Consider the following 19,867-nt stretch of genomic DNA (forward strand, 5'->3'; position numbering starts at 1 on the left):
TGAGTTGTAGAAGATGAACTCGAGGATCACGCGGTGACCGCCCTGCTGTCCAGCACGACCACCCCGCTACACCACTATGAGGGACTCAACTGCGGGGGGCGCGTCAGCGCACCCCGAAGTAGGGTGAAGCACGTCGAGGTCCTCGTGGTAGATCAGGTGGTTCGCGCTTCTGATCCTCGGGGACCTCGACCCCTACCCGCCAACCATCACCCGGCGAACCTCACCCCCACCGGATGTCCGAAGAGTCGGAAAACGCCGTTACACCACTACAAGGGACTTGACCTTAGCGTGGGACATGAAGGCCTCCGGTTGGTGAAGCGCTGAATTAGACAGCTCCACTTCACTACCGGGGGCCTTCATCTGTCATCCAGACTCACCAGTACCGAGCAGGACAACCTACCTGGACATCACAACTAGTCCTTCGCGGGCGAGAGCCACAGGGCTCCGAGGGGCGGAATCCGCAGGCGCACGGAATGCTCCCGGCCATCCCAGGGGATTTCCTCGGCTGAGACGCGTCCGAGATTGCCCACGCCGGAGCCGCCGTACAGCTCAGAATCGGTGTTGAGCAGTTCGAGCCAGTCCCCGCCTTGCGGCAGACCAATGCGGTAGTTCTCGTGCGGCGTGCCTGCGAAGTTGATGATGCAGGCGATCACGTCCTCGCCATCGGCCGAGCGCCGCAGGAAGCTCAACACGTTATGGTCCGCGTCGTCGGCCTGGATCCACTCGAAGCCGCGGTGGCTGAAGTCCTCGGAGTACAGAGCCGGATGCTCGCGGTAGAGCTCGTTCATCGTGCGCACGAGCTCCGCGACGCCGGCGTGCGTCGGGTTATCAAGCAGCCACCAGTCGAGCGATTGGCTTTCGGTCCATTCGCTGTCCTGGGCGAACTCTTGGCCCATGAACAGCAGCTGCTTGCCCGGATGCGACCACTGGTAGGCGAGCAGGGCGCGCACGCCCGCGAGCTGCTGCCACCAGTCGCCCGGCATCTTACGCTTGAGCGAGCCCTTGCCGTGGACGACCTCGTCGTGGCTGAACGGCAGGACGAACTGCTCGGAAAACGCATAGACGAGGGAGAACGTCAGCATGCCGTGGTGGTAGCGCCGGTTGATCGGCGCCTCCGCCATGTAGCGCAGGGTGTCGTTCATCCAGCCCATGTTCCACTTGAGGCCGAAGCCGAGGCCACCCGCATCGGTCGGGGCGGTCACGCCCGGCCAGCTCGTCGACTCTTCGGCGATCATCGCGATGCCGGGGTTGCGACGGTAGGCCGTGGCGTTGGCTTCCTGCAGGAACTGGATGGCCTCGAGGTTCTCGCGGCCGCCGTAGATATTGGGCTGCCAGGCGCCGTCCTCGCGCGAGTAGTCGAGGTAGAGCATTGAGGCGACGGCGTCGACGCGCAGCGCGTCGATGTGGAATTCTTCGAGCCAGTACAGGGCGTTGGCGACGAGGAAGTTGCGCACCTCGTTGCGTCCGAAGTTGAAGACGAGCGTGCCCCAGTCGGGGTGTTCGCCGCGCAGCGGGTTCGGGTCCTCATACAGCGGCGTGCCGTCGAAGCGGGCGAGCGCCCAGCTGTCCTTCGGGAAGTGCGCGGGCACCCAGTCGACGATGACGCCGATGCCGGCCTGGTGCAGGCAGTCGACGAGGTACTTGAAGTCGTCGGGGCTACCGAGGCGTGCCGTGGGCGCGTAGTAGCTCGTCACCTGGTATCCCCAAGAGCCGCCGAAGGGGTGTTCGGCGATGGGCATGAACTCGACGTGCGTGAAGCCGAGCGAGGTGACGTATTCGGTCAGCTCGTGGGCGAGCGCCCGGTAGGACAGGCCCGCGCGCCAGGAGCCGAGGTGGACTTCGTAGATCGACATTGGGCCGGAGTGCGGGTCGGTCTCGGCGCGGCGGGCTAGCCAGGCGTCGTCGTTCCATTCGTAGGCGGATTCGACGACGACGGAGGCCGTCGCGGGCGGGATCTGCGTGCCGCGGGCCATCGGGTCGGCCTTTTCCAGCCAGCCGCCGCCCTCGGACCAGATCTCGAACTTGTAGCATTGGCCGGTGCGCGCGCCGGGGATGAACAGCTCCCAGACGCCCGAAGAGCCGAGCGAACGCATCGCGTGCTGGGTGCCGTCCCAGCTGTTCATGTCGCCCTTGACGCGCACGGCGCGCGCCGACGGCGCCCAGACGGTGAACGAGACGCCCTCGACGTCGCCGAGCGCCGACGGGAAGCGGCGCACATGCGCGCCGAGCACGCGCCACAGGTCCTCGTGGCGACCCGCGGCTAGCAGATGCCCGTCGAGCTCGCCGAACGTCGGCCAGAAGCGGTAGGGGTCGTCGAGCAGGTGGGATTCGCCGCCGTAGCTCACGCGCACGCGGTAGTCCGGCACCTCGGCAACCGGCAGGACCGCGACCCAGATGCCGTCGTGTTCGTGACGGGCCGGGTAACTCGCGTCCTCGGTCACGATTTCGACGGAGGAGGCGAGATGGCGCAGCGTGCGGATGGTGATCGCGCCGTCGTGCTCATGGGCGCCCAGGATCGAGTGGGGATCGTGGTGTAGGCCCCGCGCGACGGCCGCGAGGTAGTCATGAGATACGGGAAGGGGCTCGGCATTCATAGTGTTAGTTTCCCACCTTTTGTCGGGGCGCGGGCGGCCTGCAGCGTCTTGATTCGCGGTGGCATCACCGGCACACAGCCGGGAAATCCCGGCCACCGGCAGGGCCAGCCAATCGGGGCGATTGCGGGCTTCGTAGACGGCCTCGTACAGGGCCTTGTCGAGCTCGAGAGCGCGCAGCAGCTCGGGGTAGTCATCGGGATCGCACTCGCTGTGCTCGCAATAGCCGGCGAGGAAGGCCACACGCGCGGCTGCGGCCCAGGCGTCGTCGTTCGCGTTGGGCACGGAGCCGGCGGCGTAGTCGAAGGAGCGCAGCATGCCGGCGATATCGCGCAGCGGCAGGTCGGGCTGGGTGCGTTCGGTGAGCGGACGGAGCGGCTCACCTTCGAAGTCGAGCAGGACCCAGCCGCGGCCGGGCACGTTGAGGACCTGGCCGAGGTGGTAGTCGCCGTGGATGCGCTGCAGGCGCGGCCAGCGGCCGGATGCGGCGGCGGCGAAGATCTCCTCGGCGGCGGCCTCGTGCTCGGCGAGCTCGGGGACGGCGTCGATCGCCTGGGCGAGGCGCTCGCGCCAGGAGTCGGTCAGGGCGGTGCGGACGTCGTCGGTGGCGCGGTGGGTGGGCATGACGTCGGCGAGCACGCGGTGGACCTCGGCGGTGGCGGTGCCGAGGTCGCGCGCGGCCTCGGTGAAGTCGCGGCCGTCGGTGAGCGAGGCGAGGGCCTCGCTCCACGCGTCGGTCACGTCAGGCAAAAACTCTTGGGCGACGGCGAGGTGTCCGCTGACGCGCTCGCCCGCGCTGCCGTCGACGTTCAGCTGCTGCCAGCCGCCCGCGAGATAGCCCTTCGGCGCGGGAACGTAGGGGCAGCCGGCCTCGCCGAGCGCTCCCTGGACGACGACGTCGGGGTTCTCGCCGGGGTTCAGGACGCGGAAGAGTTTGACGATGAGGCGCTCGCCGTCGCTCATGTCGACGACGAGGGACGTGTTGGACTGTTCGGCGCTCATCACGCGCGCGGCCGTGACATCCCCGGTGGGGGCGCCGACGAGTTCGGCGAGGAGCGCCGGCGCGAAGGCCGGATCGTAGACCGCGTCATAGACGTACCGCGGGCCGGTGTCGGCGCCTGCGCCTGGCGGGGGTGCGACCTCGGCGATGAGGGCGTCGGTGAGGTCGGCCAGGGGGCGGCGCCGCACGACGACGGGCACCTGATAGTGGGTTGGGCGGTCGGCGGCGATGTCGGCGAGGACGAGCACGTGGATTGTCGCGTTTTTGTCCTTGCTGCGCAGGCTCATCCCCGTCGCGCAGTGCGCGAGCTGCGGGTCGTGGTCCTTGCCCTGGTACCAGCGGCGCCGCGCAAGATACGGCGCGAACAGGTCGGCGGATAAGTGCGGGATGTCAGTCATCATCATCGCCTTCTTGCAGGGCTAGCCAGAAGAAGTCGCGTGCGCCGAGCGTGATGGCGAGCGTGCCATCCGCGCTCACGGCCGGGAATGCGGCGCCGCCGAAGATGTCTTTCGCGACCCAGTCGGCGTGATCGGGCAGCTGGATCGTCGCGGAACGCGAGGTGTTCGCGAGGTTCGCGACGCATAGGATCGTCTCGTCGTCGTTGGAGCGCAGGTAGGTGAGCACGGCGCGATGGTTTGCCTCGAGCATCTCGAAGTCGCCGTTGCCGAAGACGGGGTGGGCGCGCCGGATTTCGAGCATGCCGCGCATCCAGTGCAGCAGTGAGGTCGGGGTCGCGAGCTGGGCCTCGACGTTGACACCGGAGTAGTGGTGGACGAGCGACTGGACGACGGGCAGGTAGAGCTTGCCCGGGTCGGCGGTGGAAAAACCGGCGTTGCGGTCGGGCGTCCACTGCATGGGGGTGCGCACCGAGTCACGGTCGGGCAGCCAGATATTGTCGCCCATGCCGATCTCGTCGCCGTAGTACAGGCACGGTGAGCCGGGCAGCGACAGCAGTAGCGCGTTCGCGAGCTCGATCTCGGCGCGCGAGTTGCGCAGCAGGGGAGCCAGCCGCCGGCGGATACCGACGTTCGCGCGCATGCGCGGGTCTTCGGCATACCAGCCGTACATCGCGGCGCGCTCTTCGGTCGTCACCATCTCGAGGGTGAGCTCGTCGTGGTTGCGCAAGAACGTGCCCCACTGGCCGCCGGCCGGAAGGGCGGGGGTGTCGGCGAGGATCTGGCGGATCGCGCCGGAGCGCTGCTCGCGCAGCGCATAGTAGATGCGCGGCATGACGGGGAAATGGAAGCACATGTGGCATTCGGGGCGCTCGTCGGTGCCGTAGTATTCGACGACGTCCTCGGGCCACTGGTTGGCTTCGGCGAGCAGGATGCGCCCGGGGAATTCCTTATCGAGCATCGCGCGCACGTCGGCCAAAAACTCGTGCGTCTTTGGCAGGTTCTCGCAGTTCGTGCCCTCTTCCTCATAGAGGTACGGCACGGCGTCGAGCCGGAAACCGTCGACCCCGGTCGCGGCCCAGAAGCGCACGACGTCGAACATCGCCTCGTGGACGGCCGGGTTTTCGTAGTTGAGGTCCGGCTGGTGGGAGAAGAAGCGATGCCAGAAATACTGTTTGCGCACCGGGTCGAACGTCCAGTTCGAGGTTTCCGTGTCGACGAAGATGACGCGCGCGTCCTGGTATTCGGTGTTGTCATCGCGCCAGACGTAAAAGTCGCCGTAGGGACCGTCGGGGTTGGAACGCGACGCCTGGAACCACGGGTGCTGGTCCGAGGTGTGGTTCATGACGAGGTCGATGATGACGCGCAGGCCGCGCGCATGCGCCTCGTCCATGAACTCGCGGAAGTCCGCCATCGAGCCGTAGGTCTGGTCGATGTTCGTGTAATCGGAGATGTCGTAGCCGCCGTCGGCCATCGGGGAGGGGTAGAACGGCGGGATCCACAGGCAGTCGACGCCGAGCCACTGCAGGTAGTCGAGCCGGTCCGTCAATCCCTTCAGATCCCCGGTGCCGTCGCCATCGGCGTCGGCGAATCCGCGCAGCAGGACTTCGTAGAAGACCGCGGTGCGGAACCATTCGGGATCGTCACTCAGGCCCGGGCGTGGGGCGCTGTCGCCGAAGGTGCGGGCGACGCGCTTGGAGCGATGGCCGGTGGTGTCGGGAAAGAGGGAATGGCGCAAGGTCACTTCACCTTCACAATATGGGCGCACTGGGTGCGCGGGTCGAGCCGGACGAAGGTGACCGGCCCCCAGACGAAGTCCTGTCCTGACATTTCATCATGAACCTCGAGCATGGGTGAGTCGCCGGCTGCGACGTCGATGCCGAGGGCCGAAAGGTCGAAGTGGATGAGGGAGTCGCGGGCCGCATGCGGGTCGAGGTTCACGACGACGATGACGATGTCATCGCGGCCGTCGGCCGTGAACTTACCGCGCATGCGCTTGGAGAAGCACAGGGTCTGCTCATCGGTCGTCGGGTGGATCGTGATGTCGTGCAGCTGCTGCAGGGCGGGGTGGGCGTCGCGGATGCGGTTGAGCATCGTGAGCAGCGTCGTCATGCCCTCAGCCTCCGGGGAGCCCCAGGGGCGCGGCTTGAACTCGTATTTTTCGTTGTCGATCTGCTCTTCGAAGCCGGGGCGCGGCGTCGACTCGATGAACTCATACCCGCTGTAGATGCCCCAGGTCGGCGAGCCCGTGGCGGCGAGGACCGCGCGGATCGCGAACGCGGAGGCGCCGCCGTGCGTCATATACGGGGTGAGGATGTCGTGCGTCGTCGGCCAGAACGACGGGCGCAGCATCGCGGAGGTTTCGCGCGCGACCTCGGTGAAGTAATCGCCGAGTTCTTCCTTCGTGTGGCGCCACGTGAAGTACGTGTAGGACTGGTGGAAGCCGATCGCGCCGAGCGTGCGCATCATCGCGGGGCGGGTGAAGGCCTCCGCGAGGAAGACGACCCCGGGGTGCTTATCGTGGAAGTGCGCGAGGAGCTTTTGCCAGAAGTTCAGCGGCTTCGTGTGCGGGTTGTCGACGCGGAAGAGCGTGACGCCGTGGTCGATCCACGTTTGCAGCATCGCGCGGATGGCCTCGTAGATACCGTCGGGATCGTTATCGAAGTTCAGCGGGTAGATGTCCTGATACTTCTTCGGCGGATTCTCGGCATAGGCGATCGTGCCGTCGGCCCGCTTGGTGAACCACTCGGGGTGGTCGTGCACCCACGGGTGGTCCGGGGAGCACTGCAGCGCGATATCGAGCGCGACCTCGAGGCCGAGGTCGCGGGCGCGGGCGACGAAGGCATCGAACTCGTCGAACGTGCCGAGCTCGGGGTGGATCGCGTCGTGGCCGCCCTCCTTCGCGCCGATGCCGTAGGGCGAGCCCGGGTCGCCGTCCTTCGCTTCGAGCGTGTTGTTGCGGCCCTTGCGGTTCGTCGTGCCGATCGGGTGGATCGGGGTGAGGTAGATGACGTCGAAGCCCATGTCTGCGACGGCGGGCAGGCGCTTTGCCGCCGTGACGAACGTGCCGGAGACCCAGTGGCCGAGTTTTTCGTCGAAGTAGGAGCCCTCGGAGCGCGGGAACATTTCGTACCACGCGCCGCACATCGCGAGCTTGCGGTGCACGACGAGCGGGAAGGTCGCGGCGGGGGAGACGAAATCGCGCAGCGGGTGGGCGGCAAGGACCTCGCGGACCTCGTCCGAGGTTGCGGCGGCAAGTGCGGCCTTCGCATCGCCAGGGCCGCGCAGAGCGGCGACGGCCCGGCCGAGGACCTCGGCGGCCTTCGCCGGCAGCGTGCGCTCGGGGGTCGAGGCGGCGGCGCGCTCGAGGACGATCGAGCCTTCTTCCCGCATGAGGTCGACGTCGATACCCGCGTCGATCTTGATCGTCGCGTCGTGCACCCAGGTGGCATAGGGGTCGGAATAGCCCTCGACGGTAAACGACCAGTCGCCTTCCGCGTCGGGCATGAGCCAGCCCTCGTAGCGGTCGAGGCCCTTTTCGACCTCGATCATCTCCGCGCGGGAGTGCTCGGTGCCGTCGGGCTTAAAGAGCACAGCCGTCGCGCCGTAAGCGTCGTGCCCCTCGCGAAAGACCGTGGCCCGCACGGGGAAGGGCTCGCCGACGGTGGCCTTGGCCGACCAGCGGCCGCCCTCGATCACGGGCGAGAGCTCTGTCACTGGGATGCGCCCGATGATGCCGTAGGGCGCGGGCTGCGGCTTCGGGTCCGGGGCGGGGTCTTGGTCGACGTGGCCGACCGGCGCATCGCGTGCCGCGGCCCGGCGGGGCGCGCCGTCGGAAACTTGCGGGGACCGGTGCGACTTTTTCTTGCTCACACCTCAACGGTAGCGAGAGGTCGCGCGGTATGCAGCACCTTGCCGCAAAGGGAGTACATTTGGCCCGTGAGTCTCATCCGAGCGGCGCGACCAGGCCAACTCATCGTCGCCGCCTTCCTCGCCACCATCGCGCTGGGAACGCTGGCACTAATGCTGCCGGTCGCGCGCACCGGGGCGGCCCCCTGGCCCGCGACCGAAGAGTTCTCCTCGCTCACGGTCCCGCTCGCCGGGCCCAGCATTGGCGAAGGCGCACCCCTGTCGGTCGCGCTGTTTACCGCGACCAGCGCCGCGAGCGTCACCGGCCTCATCGTCGTCGATACCGCGACCTATTGGACGGGCTTCGGACATGCCGTCTTGCTGATCCTCATGGAGTTCGGCGGGATCGGGACGATGACGGTGGCCGCGCTCGTTGCGATCGTCGTCGCGCGGCGCCTCGGGCTGCATCAGCGCAGCATCACCGCCGCGGCGACCGGCAAACTGCACCTGGGCGACGTGCGCCGCCTCGTTGTGCGGATCTTCATCTTTGCCGGGCTCAGCCAGCTCGCCGGGGCGCTCATCATGGCCGTGCGGCTCGCGGCCAAGGGGGAGACGGTGCCCGAGGCCGTGCGCGAGGCTATCTTCCTCGCGATCTCGGCATTCAACAATGCGGGGTTCTCGCCGCATACACATTCGCTCATCCCGCACGCGACGGATCCGGCGATCATCATCCCCGTCGCGCTGCTCATCATCGTCGGCGGGCTCGGATTCCCCGTCATCATGGAGCTGCGCTACCACCTGCGGGACCCGAAACACTGGACCCTCACGACGCGCCTCGTCCTGCTCGGCACCGCGCTGCTCATCGTCGGGGGCTGGGCGGCGCTCGCGGTCACCGAGTGGGATAACCCGGCGACGATCGGCGGCAAAAGCGTCGGTGACAAGCTGTTGATTTCGGCGTTTTCTGCGATCTCGCCGCGCACCGCCGGATTCAACTCGGTCGATATCGCGCAGCAGACCGACCTGTCGTGGCTCGTCACCGACTTCCTCATGTTCGTCGGGGGCGGGCCGGCGGGCACCGCGGGCGGAATCAAGGTGACGACGGCGCTCGTCATCGTCTTTATCGTCGTGACCGAGATCCGCGGGGATGGGGCCGTCAACGCGCTCGGGCGGCGGCTGTCGCGCTCGACGCACCGCGTCGCCCTGACCGTCATCGTCCTGTCGGCCGGTGCCGTCGTCATCGTGACATTCCTGCTCATGGCGCTCACACCATTCGAATTGGACCGTACGCTGTATGAGGCGATCTCGGCGTTTGCGACCGTGGGGCTGTCGACCGGGATCACTCCGAGTCTGCCGGTGAGCGCGCAGACGGTCATCGTCGTCCTCATGATGATCGGCCGCATGGGGCCGATCACGGTCGCGACCGCCCTCGTGCTGAAAAGCCGCAAAACGCTGTACGAACTTCCCAAAGACCGGCCGCTCATCGGCTAAAAGGAGAAACGATGTTTAATCCCCGACGCGCCCTTCCAGCGGGCTCCTCAGTCGTCGTCATTGGCCTCGGCCGGTTCGGCTCCGCCATGGCGCAAGAGCTCGAAAAGTCCGGTGCGGAGGTCCTCGCGATCGACGCGAGCGAGGACGTCGTCGAAGCCAATACTCCGCAGCTGCAGCACGTCGTGCGGGCCGACGGTACGAGCGAGGCCGCGCTGCGGCAGCTGTCGGTACCGGAGTTCTCGACGGCCGTCGTCGCGATCGGCGGAAACCTCGCCGCGTCGATCCTCACCGCGTCGGTCCTGCTGAAGATCGGCAATATCGACGTCTGGGCGAAGGCCTCCAGCCCCGAGCAGGGGCGGATCCTTGAGCAGATGGGCATCCGGCACGTGTTCTACCCCGAGTCCGACATGGGGCGGCGGGCCGCGCACGTCGTCGCACAGTCCTTCCTCGACTACATCGAGCTCGGCTACGGGTTTGCGCTCGTCGCGACGCGCACGCCGGCGATCATGGTGTCGCGTCCGCTGAAGGACCTCGGGCTGCGCAAAAAGTCGGGCGTCACGGTCATCGCCGTGCGCGATGCCGATGGGTCGTGGACGCCCGCCCACGCCGAGACCGTGCTCGGCGCCGAGGATACGGTCCTCATCGTCGGGCCGTCCAACGCGCTTGCGCGGCTGCGCGCGGACGCGCCGTGACGCCAGGATTTCGGTGGTTTTTCGCCGGCTGAGCCATCTCGTTTCTGGGCTCGGCGGCGTCTCCGATCGCGCTGTCCTTTGCCGTCCTCCAGCTCACCGGCGGTAATGCGCGGGCGATGGCGTATGTGCTCGCCGCGCAGACGCTGCCGCTCATCATTTTCACGCTTTTTGGTGGGATCCTCGGCGACCGGGTCTCGCGCGCGCGGCTGCTCATCGTCACGCACCTGTTCGATGCGCTCGTCCTGTTCGCGATCACCGCAGTGCTCGTGTTCGCGCCGCAGGCAATCGTCGCGCTCGTCGCGCTGAGCTTCATCGCGACCGCCTGCCTGACGAGAATCCGGGTCGATGACGCGCCGGTGCGTGGCTCGTCCAGCGTGCTATCCGACCTGCAGTCGGGCTTCGCCGAGTTCACCTCCCGGCGCTGGGTCTGGACGATCACGGCTGCGTTTTCGCTCATGAATTTTGGCTACGGCGCGATCTTCCTCGTCATCGGGCCGGTGCTTGCGAACGACACCTTCGGCGCGCAGGGGTGGGGGCTCGTGCTCGGGGCGAGCGTGGCGGGCATTCTGCTTGCCAGCAGCGCCCTGTGCTGGCTGCCGGTGCGCCGCCTGCTCGCCGCCGGGATGGTTGCCGCGGCGTTCATCGCAGCCCCGATGATTGGCCTTGGCCTGTCCGCCCCGCTGTGGGTGCTCATCGCCCTCGGCTTCGTCAGCGGGCTCGGCACCGGCATGGTGGAGCCGCGTGGGAGACCTCGCTGCAGCGGCACGTGCTCGGGCCCGTGATCGCGCGCGTGAGCTCCTATGACGTCGTAGGCTCATTCATCGCGATGCTGATCGCGATGCTGGTCTCGGTTCCGATCGCCTAGGCCATCGGGGCGCGCCCGTTCGCGCTGGCAGCCGGAATCGCCACCGTCGTCCTCATGCTGGCGCCGCTTATGGTGCGCGAGGTGCGCGAACTGGACTAGCGGGCGCGCTAGTAGATCATCTGCATCGCCTGGCGGACCTCGGTGAGGGTCTGGTCGGCGACCTCGTTGGCGCGCTCATTACCGCGCCGCAGCACGTCGAGGAGGTAGCCTTCGTCGGCGATGAGTTCGGCCCGGCGCGCCCGAATCGGCGCGAAATGCTCGTTTACGGCCTCGGTCACGACGGCCTTGAGCGCGCCGCCACCGCCGTCGCCGATGCGCTCGGCGATCGCCTCGGGGGCCTCGCCGGTGCACAGCGAGGCGATGAGCAGGAGGTTAGAGACCTCCGGACGCAGCGCCGGGTCGTAGGTGATGTGCCGGTTGGAGTCCGTCACCGCGCGGCGCAGGATCTTTGCCGTGGTGTCGGCGTCCATGCCGAGTTCGATCGTGTTGCCGCGCGACTTGCTCATCTTGGTGCCGTCGGTGCCAAGGACTGACTGCGCCTCTGACAGCAGCGCTTCGGGGCGGCGGAAGACCGGGCGGTCCTTCTCGACGCGGCCATAGCGCTTATCGAAACGCTGCGCGATGACGCGCGCCTGCTCCAGGTGCGGCACCTGGTCCTTGCCGACGGGCACGATATTGGCCTTGCAAAACAGGATGTCGGCCGCCTGGTGGACGGGGTAGGTGAGCAGCAGCCCGCTCATCGCGCGCCCGCCACTCGCCTCGAGTTCGGCCTTCACCGTCGGGTTGCGGTGCAGTTCGGATTCCGTGACGAGGGACAAGAACGGCAGCATCAGCTGGTTCAGGCCCGGCACGGCCGAGTGGTTGAAGATCGTCGAGCGCTCCGGGTCGATGCCCGCGGCGAGGTAATCGGCGAGCAGGCCGAGCACGCGCTGACGGATTTCGCCGACGCCATCGCGGTCGGTGATGACCTGATAGTCCGCGACGAGGACCCAGGTCTCCACGCCCTTGTTTTGCAGCACGACGCGGTTTTGCAGCGTGCCGAAGTAGTGTCCGAGGTGCAGCGCGCCCGTCGGGCGGTCACCCGTCAGGACCCGAAAGCGGGAGGCGTCGGTCTCGATCGCGGCCTCAATCTCGAGCGAGCGGGCGCGGGTGCGGGCGAGGGAGGCCTCCGAGGTGGTCCCGGCGAGGTCGGCATCCTGGCTCATAGCATCCTTTCGGATAGGTAAATCTGCATCGACAGCGGCTCCACGCTCACATCGTGGGCGGCGGGGAAGAGCGTGTGCTCTTCGCTTCCCGGGTGGGACCAGGACGAATCCCAAGTCAGGCACCAGCCCAGCGCGGCTGTCTTCTCTCCGGCATCTATCGTACGTCCGACCGCGAGGCGGACCGAAACGTCGGTGAGCGACCCGTTGAAGACGACGAGCGCGTCGCGATGCTTGCCCTTGCCCGAGCGCATCATCTGCAGCGCGCGGTTGTAGGGGTCGTGCCACTGGGCGGCCTCACGTGGGGAGCCGTCGGAGGAAAACCAAGCGAGGTCGGGCAGGCTGTCGCCGCTAAACGGGCGGCCGGAGGCGAACCGGATTGGGCACAGTGCCGGGTTATCGCGGCGCAGCTTGAGCAGGTAGGACGTCGTCTCGATGAGGTCGTCCTGCCATTCGTCGAGGTCCCAGTCGAGCCAGCTCACCTCGTTGTCCTGGCAGTAGGCGTTGTTGTTGCCGAGCTGGCTGCGGCCCATCTCGTCGCCCGCAGTGATCATCGGGACCCCGGCGGACACGAGCAGCGTGCCGAGCAGGTTGCGCATCGACTGGCGACGCGCGGGGATGACCGCCGCGGCGATGTCATCGTCGGTCTGCCACCCCTCGGTGCCGTGGTTCCACGACAGGTTTTTGTTCGTGCCGTCGACGTTGTTCTCGCCGTTGGCCTCGTTGTGCTTGTGGTTATAGGACACGAGGTCGGCGAGCGTGAACCCGTCGTGGGCGGTGATGAAGTTGATCGAGCCGAGCGGTCCGCGGCCGCCGGGCACCTCGCCGGAGGAGAACAGGTCGGCGCTGCCGGAGATGCGGTTGCCGAAGTCGGTGAGCGAGCTCGGCGCGTGGCCATGGGCCTGGCGGGCCGCGTCGGCGAGCCAATAGGTGCGCACCGTGTCGCGGTAGCGGTCGTTCCAGTCGGCGAGCGGGGAGGGGAACTGGCCGGTGCGCCAGCCGCCCGGGCCGATGTCCCATGGCTCGGTGATGAGCTTCGTGTCGCGCAGGATCGGGTCGGTCGCGAGCGCGGACAGGAACGGGTGGTGGTCGGTGAAATGCTCGCGGTGCCGGCCCAGCGTGACCGCAAGGTCGAAGCGGAACCCGTCGACCCCGATGTCTTGCGTCCAGTAGCGCAGCGAGTCGAGCGCGAGCTGGACGACGCGGGTGCGGCGGAAATCGAGCGTGTTGCCGCAGCCGGTGTAGTCGAGGCACGTGCCGTCTGGATTATGCAGGTAGTAGCCCGCCTCATCGAGGCCGCGCATCGACAGGCTCATGCCCTCATAGCCCGCCTCGCACGTGTGGTTATAAACGACGTCGAGCAGGACTTCGATGCCGGCCTGGTGCAGGAGTTCGACCATGCCGGTGACTTCTTCAACGACGGCCTGCGGGCCGCGTCGCTGGGCGTGCTCCGTCGCATACGACGGCTCGGGGGCGAAGAACGCGAGCGTGTTGTAGCCCCAGTAGTTGGTCAGGCCCTTGCCCTCAAGGAATGGCTCGGGCATCGCGGCATGGATCGGCAGCAGCTCGAGCGTCGTCACCCCGAGGCGCTGCAGATGTTCGACGAACGCCGGATGCGCGAGGCCGGCATACGTGCCGCGCAGGTGTTCGGGCACGCCGGGGTGGCGCTTGGTCAGGCCCTTGACGTGGCCCTCGTAGATGACCGTTTGGCGCCACGGGACGCGGGGACGGGACTTAGCAGCTGAGAACTGGGTGTCGATGACGACGCCGCGGCGGGCATAGCCGATCGTGTCCGTCGCCGACGGGAGCAGCGGCAGGACGGGGGAGCCATCGTCGGTGCGCGCGTAGTCATACAGCGCGTTATCAAGTCGGGGAGTACCGCACACCGCGCGGGCATAGGGGTCGAGCAGCAGCCGGTCGGGGTTGAAGCGCTGGGCCGAGGCCACATCCCACTTGCCGTGGGCGCGAAAACCATAGGCGGTGCCGGGCAGAATCCCGGGAACGTGGCCATGCCAGACGCCGTGGACGGGGCCTTCGAGGAACCACGGTTCCTCGATTTCCTTCTTGTCCTCGGTGCGGAAGAAACACACTTCGACTGCCGTGGCGCGCGGAGCGTAAACCGCGACGTCGACACCCCCGGAAGCACGGCGGACGCCGAGGCGGGAGAAGTCCGACGCCGGTCGCGTCACACGGGTAGGGGCAGTACGTACTGGCAGAGACACGGTGTCATTATCCACGGTTAGAGATGACATATCACGGCTAGCTGCGCCTGATGGACTGTGAGGTTGTTCTAACTGGTCGGTGGGGCGTTGGCCGCGATTGAAGTGAGGTGGCACAGTAGAAGCCATGAAGATCGTGGTACTGGTCAAGCACGTGCCGGACGTGCAATCCGATCGTCGCATCGAAGACGGGCGGATTGTGCGCGGCGAAGACGATGTCTTAAACGAGGTCGACGAAAACGCCGTCGAGGCGGCCGTGAGCCTCGCCGAGGACGCCGGTGGCGAAGTCATCGCCGTGACGATGGGGCCCGGGGATTCGGTCGACGCCGTGCGGCGCGCCCTGCAGATGGGCGCCGATCGTGGCGTGCACGTGTGTGATGACAAGCTCGCGGGAACGGATGCGCTCGGCACCGCCCGCGTCCTGGCCGCGGTCATCCAGCGCCTGGCCGACGACGGTGAGGTCGACCTCGTCCTGGCGGGCATGTCCACCGCCGATGGCGATACCGGCGTTGTGCCGGCCGCCGTCGCCGCACTGCTTGCCTGGCCCGTGCTGTCCGTCGCCGCGAAGCTCGAGGTTGCCGATGGCGCCGCGACGATCACGCGCACCGTCGACCGCGTCGACGAGACGCTGCGCGCCGCGCTGCCCGCCGTCGTGTCCGTCACCGACCAGGTCAACGAGCCGCGCATCCCCGCGTTCAAGGCGATGATGGCCGCGCGCAAGAAGCCCGTCGAGGAAATCGACCTTTCCGAACTCGGGATCGCCGACAGCGTCGAAGCCGACTCCGGCGCCCTGCTCGGCTCCGACGGGGCTGGCACCGCGGTGATCGAGGCGCACGAAAAGCCCGCCCGCGAGGCCGGCCGCATCGTGACCGACACCGGTAACGCGGGCAACGAGCTCGCCGACTTCCTTGCCGAGGTGATGAAATGAGCACCCTGATCGTTTGCCGCAGCGCCGATGCCGAGCTCAACCGCGAGCTCGCCGCCGCTGCCTGTCCGCTCGGTGATGTCCTCGCGCTCGATCTGACCGCGGGCGAGATCGACCCCGCAAGCCTTTATGCCGAGCGCGTGTTCGTGCCGACCGGCGCCGATTCGTTTGCGACGGCGCCCGCCAGTGCCGCTGCGATCGCCGCGGCCGTCGCCGCCGAGCCAGCCATCGACCTCGTCGTCGTGGACGCGTCCTTCGCAGGCAAGGAACTCGCGGGCTATGCCGCGGCCCTGCTCGACTCGGCCGTCGTCACCGATGCCGCCAACCTGCGCCGCGAAGGCGAGGCGATCATCGCCGAGCGCACGGTGCTGGCCGGCACGTGGGAAACGACGTGCGAACTGTCGCGCGGCGTCGGCGCCATCGCGCTCGCCCCCGGGAACCTCGATGAGGGCGTCACGCTGCCCGCCGCGGGTGCGCAGCGCGTCGACCTGCCCGTCGAGCTGCCCGCCGCAGCCGCCGCGACCGAGGTCATCTCGCGCACCCCGCAGGAGACAGGCGACCGGATCCCGCTTCAAGGCGCGGATATCGTCGTCGTCGCCGGCCGCGGTATCGAGGGCGACTTCACGCTCATCAATGAACTCGCCGACCAGCTCGGCGCGGCCGTCGGCGCCACCCGCGTCGTCACCGACGAAGGCTGGATCGAGCACACCGCGCAGATCGGCCAGACTGGCGTCGTCATCCGTCCCCGCATCTACCTCGGCTTTGGCGTCTCCGGCGCGATCCACCACACCGTCGGCATGCAAAACTCCGAGATCATCGTCGCAGTTAACACCGACTCCGAGGCGCCGATCTTCGAGATCGCGGACTTTGGCATCGTCGGCGATCTTAACGACGTCATCCCGCAGCTGCTCGCGGCGCTGCGCAGTTAGGACCGCGTGAGCACCGCCTACCTCGACCACGCGGCGACCAGTCGAATCCGGCCGGTCGCCGCTGCGGCGTATGCCCGCGAACTCGTGCAGTTCGGCAACCCGTCCTCGCTGCATGCCGCCGGCCGTGCCGCCCGCGCGCGCCTGGAGGAAGCCCGCGAACAGATCGCCCAGGCCATCGGCGCGCGCCCGGTCGAGGTCGTCTTCACCTCGGGCGGCTCTGAAGCCGACGCGATCGCGCTCGCGGGGATCCCGACGGCGCTTGCCGCCGCGGGGAAGGCATCGGCGACGGTCATCTCCGCCATCGAGCACGACGCCGTGCGCCTCACCGCCCGCGCGACCGCCGAGCGCCTCGGTCATCGGCTGGTCGAACTGCCCACCGATACCCGCGGCGTCATCGATCTCGACGCGCTCGACGCGGCCCTGGGCGAGCCGACGGGCCTCGTCTCGGTCATGTGGGCGAACAACGAAACCGGCGTCATCCAGCCGATCGCAGACGTCATCGAGCGGGCCCACGCCGCCGGCGCCCTGGCGCACTCCGATGCGGTCCAGGCCGTCGGGCGGATCCCCGTTGATTTCGCTGCCTCGGGCCTCGATGCCCTGTCGCTGACCGGCCACAAGATCGGCGCGCCCGTCGGCACCGGCGTCCTCATCGCGAAGACCTCGACCCCGATCACCGACCTGCGCCCCGGCGGGGGACAGGAGCGCGCCATCCGCTCCGGCACGCTCGACGTCGCCGGCGCCTGCGTACTCGCCGCCGCCCTGACCGAAGCCACCGCCGAGCTCGCCGCCCAGCGCGACCGACTCGCCGCCCACACCGAAACGCTGCGCGCCGCCCTCGCACCGCTGCCCGGCGTCCGCCTCACCGGCGAGGGCACGGACCAGCTCCCGGGCTTCGTTCACGTCATCGTCGAGGGCGCGAACTCGGAGGCGCTGCTCCTGCTAGCCGACATGGCGGGCCTCGCGGCCGCATCGTCCTCGGCCTGCCACGCGGGCGTCCAGTCGCTGTCCCACGTCGTGGCCGCCCTCGGCTACCGCGACGACGACGCGATCGCGCCGCTGCGGCTGTCGCTCGGATGGGACACCACGGACGCCGAGGTCGCCCACGCGGCCGCTACGCTGCCGGGCGTCATCGCACAGGCCCAAGCCGCCGGAGGTGCCCGATGAAGGTCCTTGCCGCCCTGTCCGGGGGAGTCGATTCCGCCGTCGCCGCCGCCCGCGCCGTCGAGGCCGGCCATGACGTCGTCGGCGTCCACATGGCGCTGTCCAAGTCGCGCGCCCAGCACCGCACCGGCTCGCGCGGCTGCTGCTCCATCGAAGACGCCTCCGACGCCCAGCGCGCCGCCGCCCACATCGGCATCCCGTACTACGTGTGGGACCTGTCTGACGATTTTGAGGACCTCGTCGTCGCCGATTTCCTCGCCGAATACCAGGCCGGCCGCACCCCGAACCCGTGCGTGCGCTGCAACGAACACATCAAATTCGCGGCGCTTGCCGACCGCGGCGCCGCGCTCGGTTTCGACGCCGTCGCGACCGGCCACTACGCGCAGCTGCTGCCCGGCACCACCGACGTGCCCGAGCTACACCGCGCCGTCGATCGCTTCAAGGACCAGTCCTACGTGCTCGCCGTCATGGGCCGCGATCGCCTCACCCGCTCGCTCTTCCCGCTCGGCGATGTCGCAAGCAAGGACGAGGTGCGCGCCGAAGCCGAACGCCGCGGCCTGCGCGTATCGGCCAAGCCCGACTCCTACGACATCTGCTTCGTGGCCGACGGCGACACTTCCGGCTTCCTGCGCCAGCGCATCGGCTCGCGCCCCGGCGCCATCCTCGACACCGCCGGAAACGAGATCGGCCAGCACGACGGCGCCTACGCCTACACCATCGGGCAGCGCCGCGGCCTCGGCCTCACCATCCCGGCCCTCGACGGCCGACCGCGCTATGTGCTCGAAATCGACACCGCCGACAACACCGTCACCGTCGGCCCGAAGGAGGCGCTCGCGGTCAAGGCGATCCGCGGTCGCGATATCGTCTGGCTCGCCGACGACGATGCGGGTGATGGCGACGTGACCATCCAGGTGCGCGCGCACGGCCGCGACATCCCCGCGACACTCACCCGCGACGGCGACATCCTCGACGTCAGCCTCGGCGAAGAGCTGCGTGGCATCGCTCCGGGCCAGTCGCTCGTCGTCTACCGCGGCACGCGCGTGCTCGGCCAGGCCACGATCGAAAGCTCGACGAGGTGCGAGGCGTGAGCGCGCTCGCGCTGCCGCTGGTGCGCGCGCTGATCGATCTCGATACGCCCGCGCGATTGAGCGAAGACCTCCTCGCGCGCTGCGCCGCCGATCCGGCCAGTCGCGCAATCGCCGTCAACCGCCGCGGCGAGCTCGCACTCGCCGCCCCCACCTCGATCATCGCCCCGCTCGCGGGCCGCACGCCGCTCGCCTATCTCGGGCGGCACGCCGACGCGCCCCTCGTGCTCCTCGACGCCACCGAGGGCAACGACGTACGCAATCTGCGCGAGATCGGCCTCGACCTGCCGGGCGACCAGGCGGCCCTTGCCGCCGTCGCCGTTGCGCTGCGCCAATGGCAGGCCGACGCCCACTGCGTCGCCTGCGGCCATGAATCCGAGCTCATCCACTCAGGCTGGGTCTTCCGCTGCCCCGCGTGCGGTGCCGAACGCTACCCGCGCACCGACCCGTGCATTATCGTCGCCGTCACCGACGATGCGGACCGCCTCCTGCTCGCACGCGCCGCCCACTTCGCCTACCCGCGCGCCTCGGTCCTCGCCGGCTATGTCGAGCCCGGCGAATCGCTCGAAGCCGCCGTCGTGCGCGAAGTGTTCGAAGAAGCCGGCGTCCACGTGCACGACGTGACCTACCGCGGCTCCCAGCCCTGGCCCTTTCCGCACTCGCTCATGTGCGCGTTCACCGCACGCACCTCCGGCATGCCCACACCCGTGATTGACGGCGAGGAAATCGTCGAGGCGGCCTTCTATACTCGTGACGAGGTCCGCACGCGTATTGCCGAGGGCACCCTACAGTTGCCGTCGGGAATCTCGGTCGCCTCCGCCCTCGTCACGGACTGGCTCGAGGAGTCGGCCTAACGCGAATCGAAGAGGTGGGGGTTGGTGGCGAAGCCGGACATTGAAATGTCGTATTTGCGTTCAATTTCGCCAAGCGACTTGATGGCAATCTCTTTAAGTTGTTTGCCGTCTGCCAGGGAATACCACCGAATGATGGCCCCCCAATCGTCGTCCCGGTAGTACTTGGATAATACCGCGACGTGATCACGTTGGAAGGAAACCTCTCTTGCGTTTTTTGGACTAACCTCAGAGTCTGGTTCGCTGTCGACGATTAGGCGCGATACACCATCGTTAAGATTCGTAGACCAGACCTGGCCATCGGTAGCGGCCCAGTAAGCGTTGTCTCCACCAATTCGACCATAAACCGCACTCGTATACTCGGCGTGAGTTCGCACTGGTTTTCCGTCAGTAGTTCGTAAGTCGAGGAAGTCTATCGATCGTCGCGCGATATCAATCGAGTAGAGCCTTGCGGTGTCGATAAACGGCTTGTTATCACCTTGGGATCGCTTGGGTTGAATCCCTTTTATCATCCCTTTGTGGGCTCTTGGGACCTGAGCGTGGGGTGATGGGTTCGAGGGTGGGCGTGTCGGGAGTGCGATAGGGATCGAGGCCCTCAAGAATCGGGGTTACCAC

Annotated in this window: 14 protein-coding genes; 8 read left to right on the forward strand and 6 right to left on the reverse strand. The window is 67.9% G+C overall.

Features of this window, described 5'->3' with window-relative positions; all coding sequences use genetic code 11:
• Positions 1–413 precede the first annotated feature (413 nt).
• The 3 genes from glgB to BSZ39_RS08685 form a co-directional block, all read right to left on the reverse strand.
• Positions 414–3,989, reverse strand: coding sequence for a 1,4-alpha-glucan branching protein GlgB (gene glgB, locus BSZ39_RS15075; RefSeq protein ID WP_222842913.1), 3,576 nt, complete (start codon positions 3,987–3,989; stop codon positions 414–416).
• Positions 3,982–5,637 carry a maltose alpha-D-glucosyltransferase gene (treS, locus tag BSZ39_RS08680; RefSeq protein ID WP_073716958.1) on the reverse strand — a complete coding sequence of 552 codons (1,656 nt, stop codon included), beginning with the start codon at positions 5,635–5,637 and terminating at the stop codon, positions 3,982–3,984. Before treS ends, glgB begins: the two co-directional genes overlap by 8 nt.
• 89 nt (positions 5,638–5,726) lie before the next feature.
• Positions 5,727–7,859 (reverse strand): alpha-1,4-glucan--maltose-1-phosphate maltosyltransferase, encoded by a 2,133-nt coding sequence (locus BSZ39_RS08685; RefSeq protein ID WP_083603129.1) that lies wholly within the window; start codon positions 7,857–7,859, stop codon positions 5,727–5,729.
• 66 nt (positions 7,860–7,925) lie between these two features.
• On the opposite strand from BSZ39_RS08685, the gene BSZ39_RS08690 reads away from it, so the two are divergent.
• From BSZ39_RS08690 to BSZ39_RS08700, 3 genes are all read left to right on the forward strand, one after another.
• Positions 7,926–9,323, forward strand: coding sequence for a TrkH family potassium uptake protein (locus BSZ39_RS08690; RefSeq protein WP_073716948.1), 1,398 nt, complete (start codon positions 7,926–7,928; stop codon positions 9,321–9,323).
• Between the two features lie 11 nt (positions 9,324–9,334).
• On the forward strand, positions 9,335–10,015 hold the full coding sequence (locus BSZ39_RS08695) for a potassium channel family protein (RefSeq protein ID WP_073716949.1): 681 nt from the start codon (positions 9,335–9,337) through the stop codon (positions 10,013–10,015).
• 116 nt (positions 10,016–10,131) lie between these two features.
• Positions 10,132–10,797 carry an MFS transporter gene (locus tag BSZ39_RS08700; protein ID WP_073716950.1) on the forward strand — a complete coding sequence of 222 codons (666 nt, stop codon included), beginning with the start codon at positions 10,132–10,134 and terminating at the stop codon, positions 10,795–10,797.
• A gap of 190 nt (positions 10,798–10,987) precedes the next feature.
• Here the strand turns inward: BSZ39_RS08700 and trpS are convergent, their stop codons facing one another.
• Both trpS and glgX read right to left on the reverse strand, forming a co-directional pair.
• Positions 10,988–12,085 (reverse strand): tryptophan--tRNA ligase, encoded by a 1,098-nt coding sequence (gene trpS / locus BSZ39_RS08705; RefSeq protein WP_073716951.1) that lies wholly within the window; start codon positions 12,083–12,085, stop codon positions 10,988–10,990.
• On the reverse strand, positions 12,082–14,271 hold the full coding sequence (gene glgX, locus BSZ39_RS08710; protein WP_245792472.1) for a glycogen debranching protein GlgX: 2,190 nt from the start codon (positions 14,269–14,271) through the stop codon (positions 12,082–12,084). The genes trpS and glgX overlap by 4 nt, the downstream gene beginning before the upstream one ends.
• 157 nt (positions 14,272–14,428) lie before the next feature.
• Between glgX and BSZ39_RS08715 the strand changes: the two genes are divergently transcribed.
• The 5 genes from BSZ39_RS08715 to nudC are packed head-to-tail and all read left to right on the forward strand — an operon-like array spanning position 14,429 to position 19,255.
• Positions 14,429–15,229 (forward strand): electron transfer flavoprotein subunit beta/FixA family protein, encoded by an 801-nt coding sequence (locus BSZ39_RS08715; protein ID WP_073716953.1) that lies wholly within the window; start codon positions 14,429–14,431, stop codon positions 15,227–15,229.
• Positions 15,226–16,155: an electron transfer flavoprotein subunit alpha/FixB family protein gene (locus BSZ39_RS08720; RefSeq protein ID WP_073716954.1), complete on the forward strand. Its 930-nt coding sequence runs from the start codon at positions 15,226–15,228 to the stop codon at positions 16,153–16,155. Before BSZ39_RS08715 ends, BSZ39_RS08720 begins: the two co-directional genes overlap by 4 nt.
• A gap of 6 nt (positions 16,156–16,161) precedes the next feature.
• Entirely contained in the window at positions 16,162–17,319 is a 1,158-nt protein-coding gene (locus BSZ39_RS08725; protein WP_073716955.1) for a cysteine desulfurase family protein, read from the forward strand.
• On the forward strand, positions 17,316–18,404 hold the full coding sequence (gene mnmA / locus BSZ39_RS08730; protein WP_073716956.1) for a tRNA 2-thiouridine(34) synthase MnmA: 1,089 nt from the start codon (positions 17,316–17,318) through the stop codon (positions 18,402–18,404). The genes BSZ39_RS08725 and mnmA overlap by 4 nt, the downstream gene beginning before the upstream one ends.
• Entirely contained in the window at positions 18,401–19,255 is an 855-nt protein-coding gene (gene nudC / locus BSZ39_RS08735; RefSeq protein WP_073716960.1) for an NAD(+) diphosphatase, read from the forward strand. Before mnmA ends, nudC begins: the two co-directional genes overlap by 4 nt.
• Here the strand turns inward: nudC and BSZ39_RS08740 are convergent.
• Positions 19,252–19,629 carry a hypothetical protein gene (locus BSZ39_RS08740; RefSeq protein WP_073716957.1) on the reverse strand — a complete coding sequence of 126 codons (378 nt, stop codon included), beginning with the start codon at positions 19,627–19,629 and terminating at the stop codon, positions 19,252–19,254. The genes nudC and BSZ39_RS08740 overlap by 4 nt on opposite strands.
• Positions 19,630–19,867 lie beyond the last annotated feature (238 nt).

This window comes from Bowdeniella nasicola (assembly GCF_001907295.1).
Classification (GTDB): Bacteria; Actinomycetota; Actinomycetes; order Actinomycetales; family Actinomycetaceae; genus Bowdeniella; species Bowdeniella nasicola.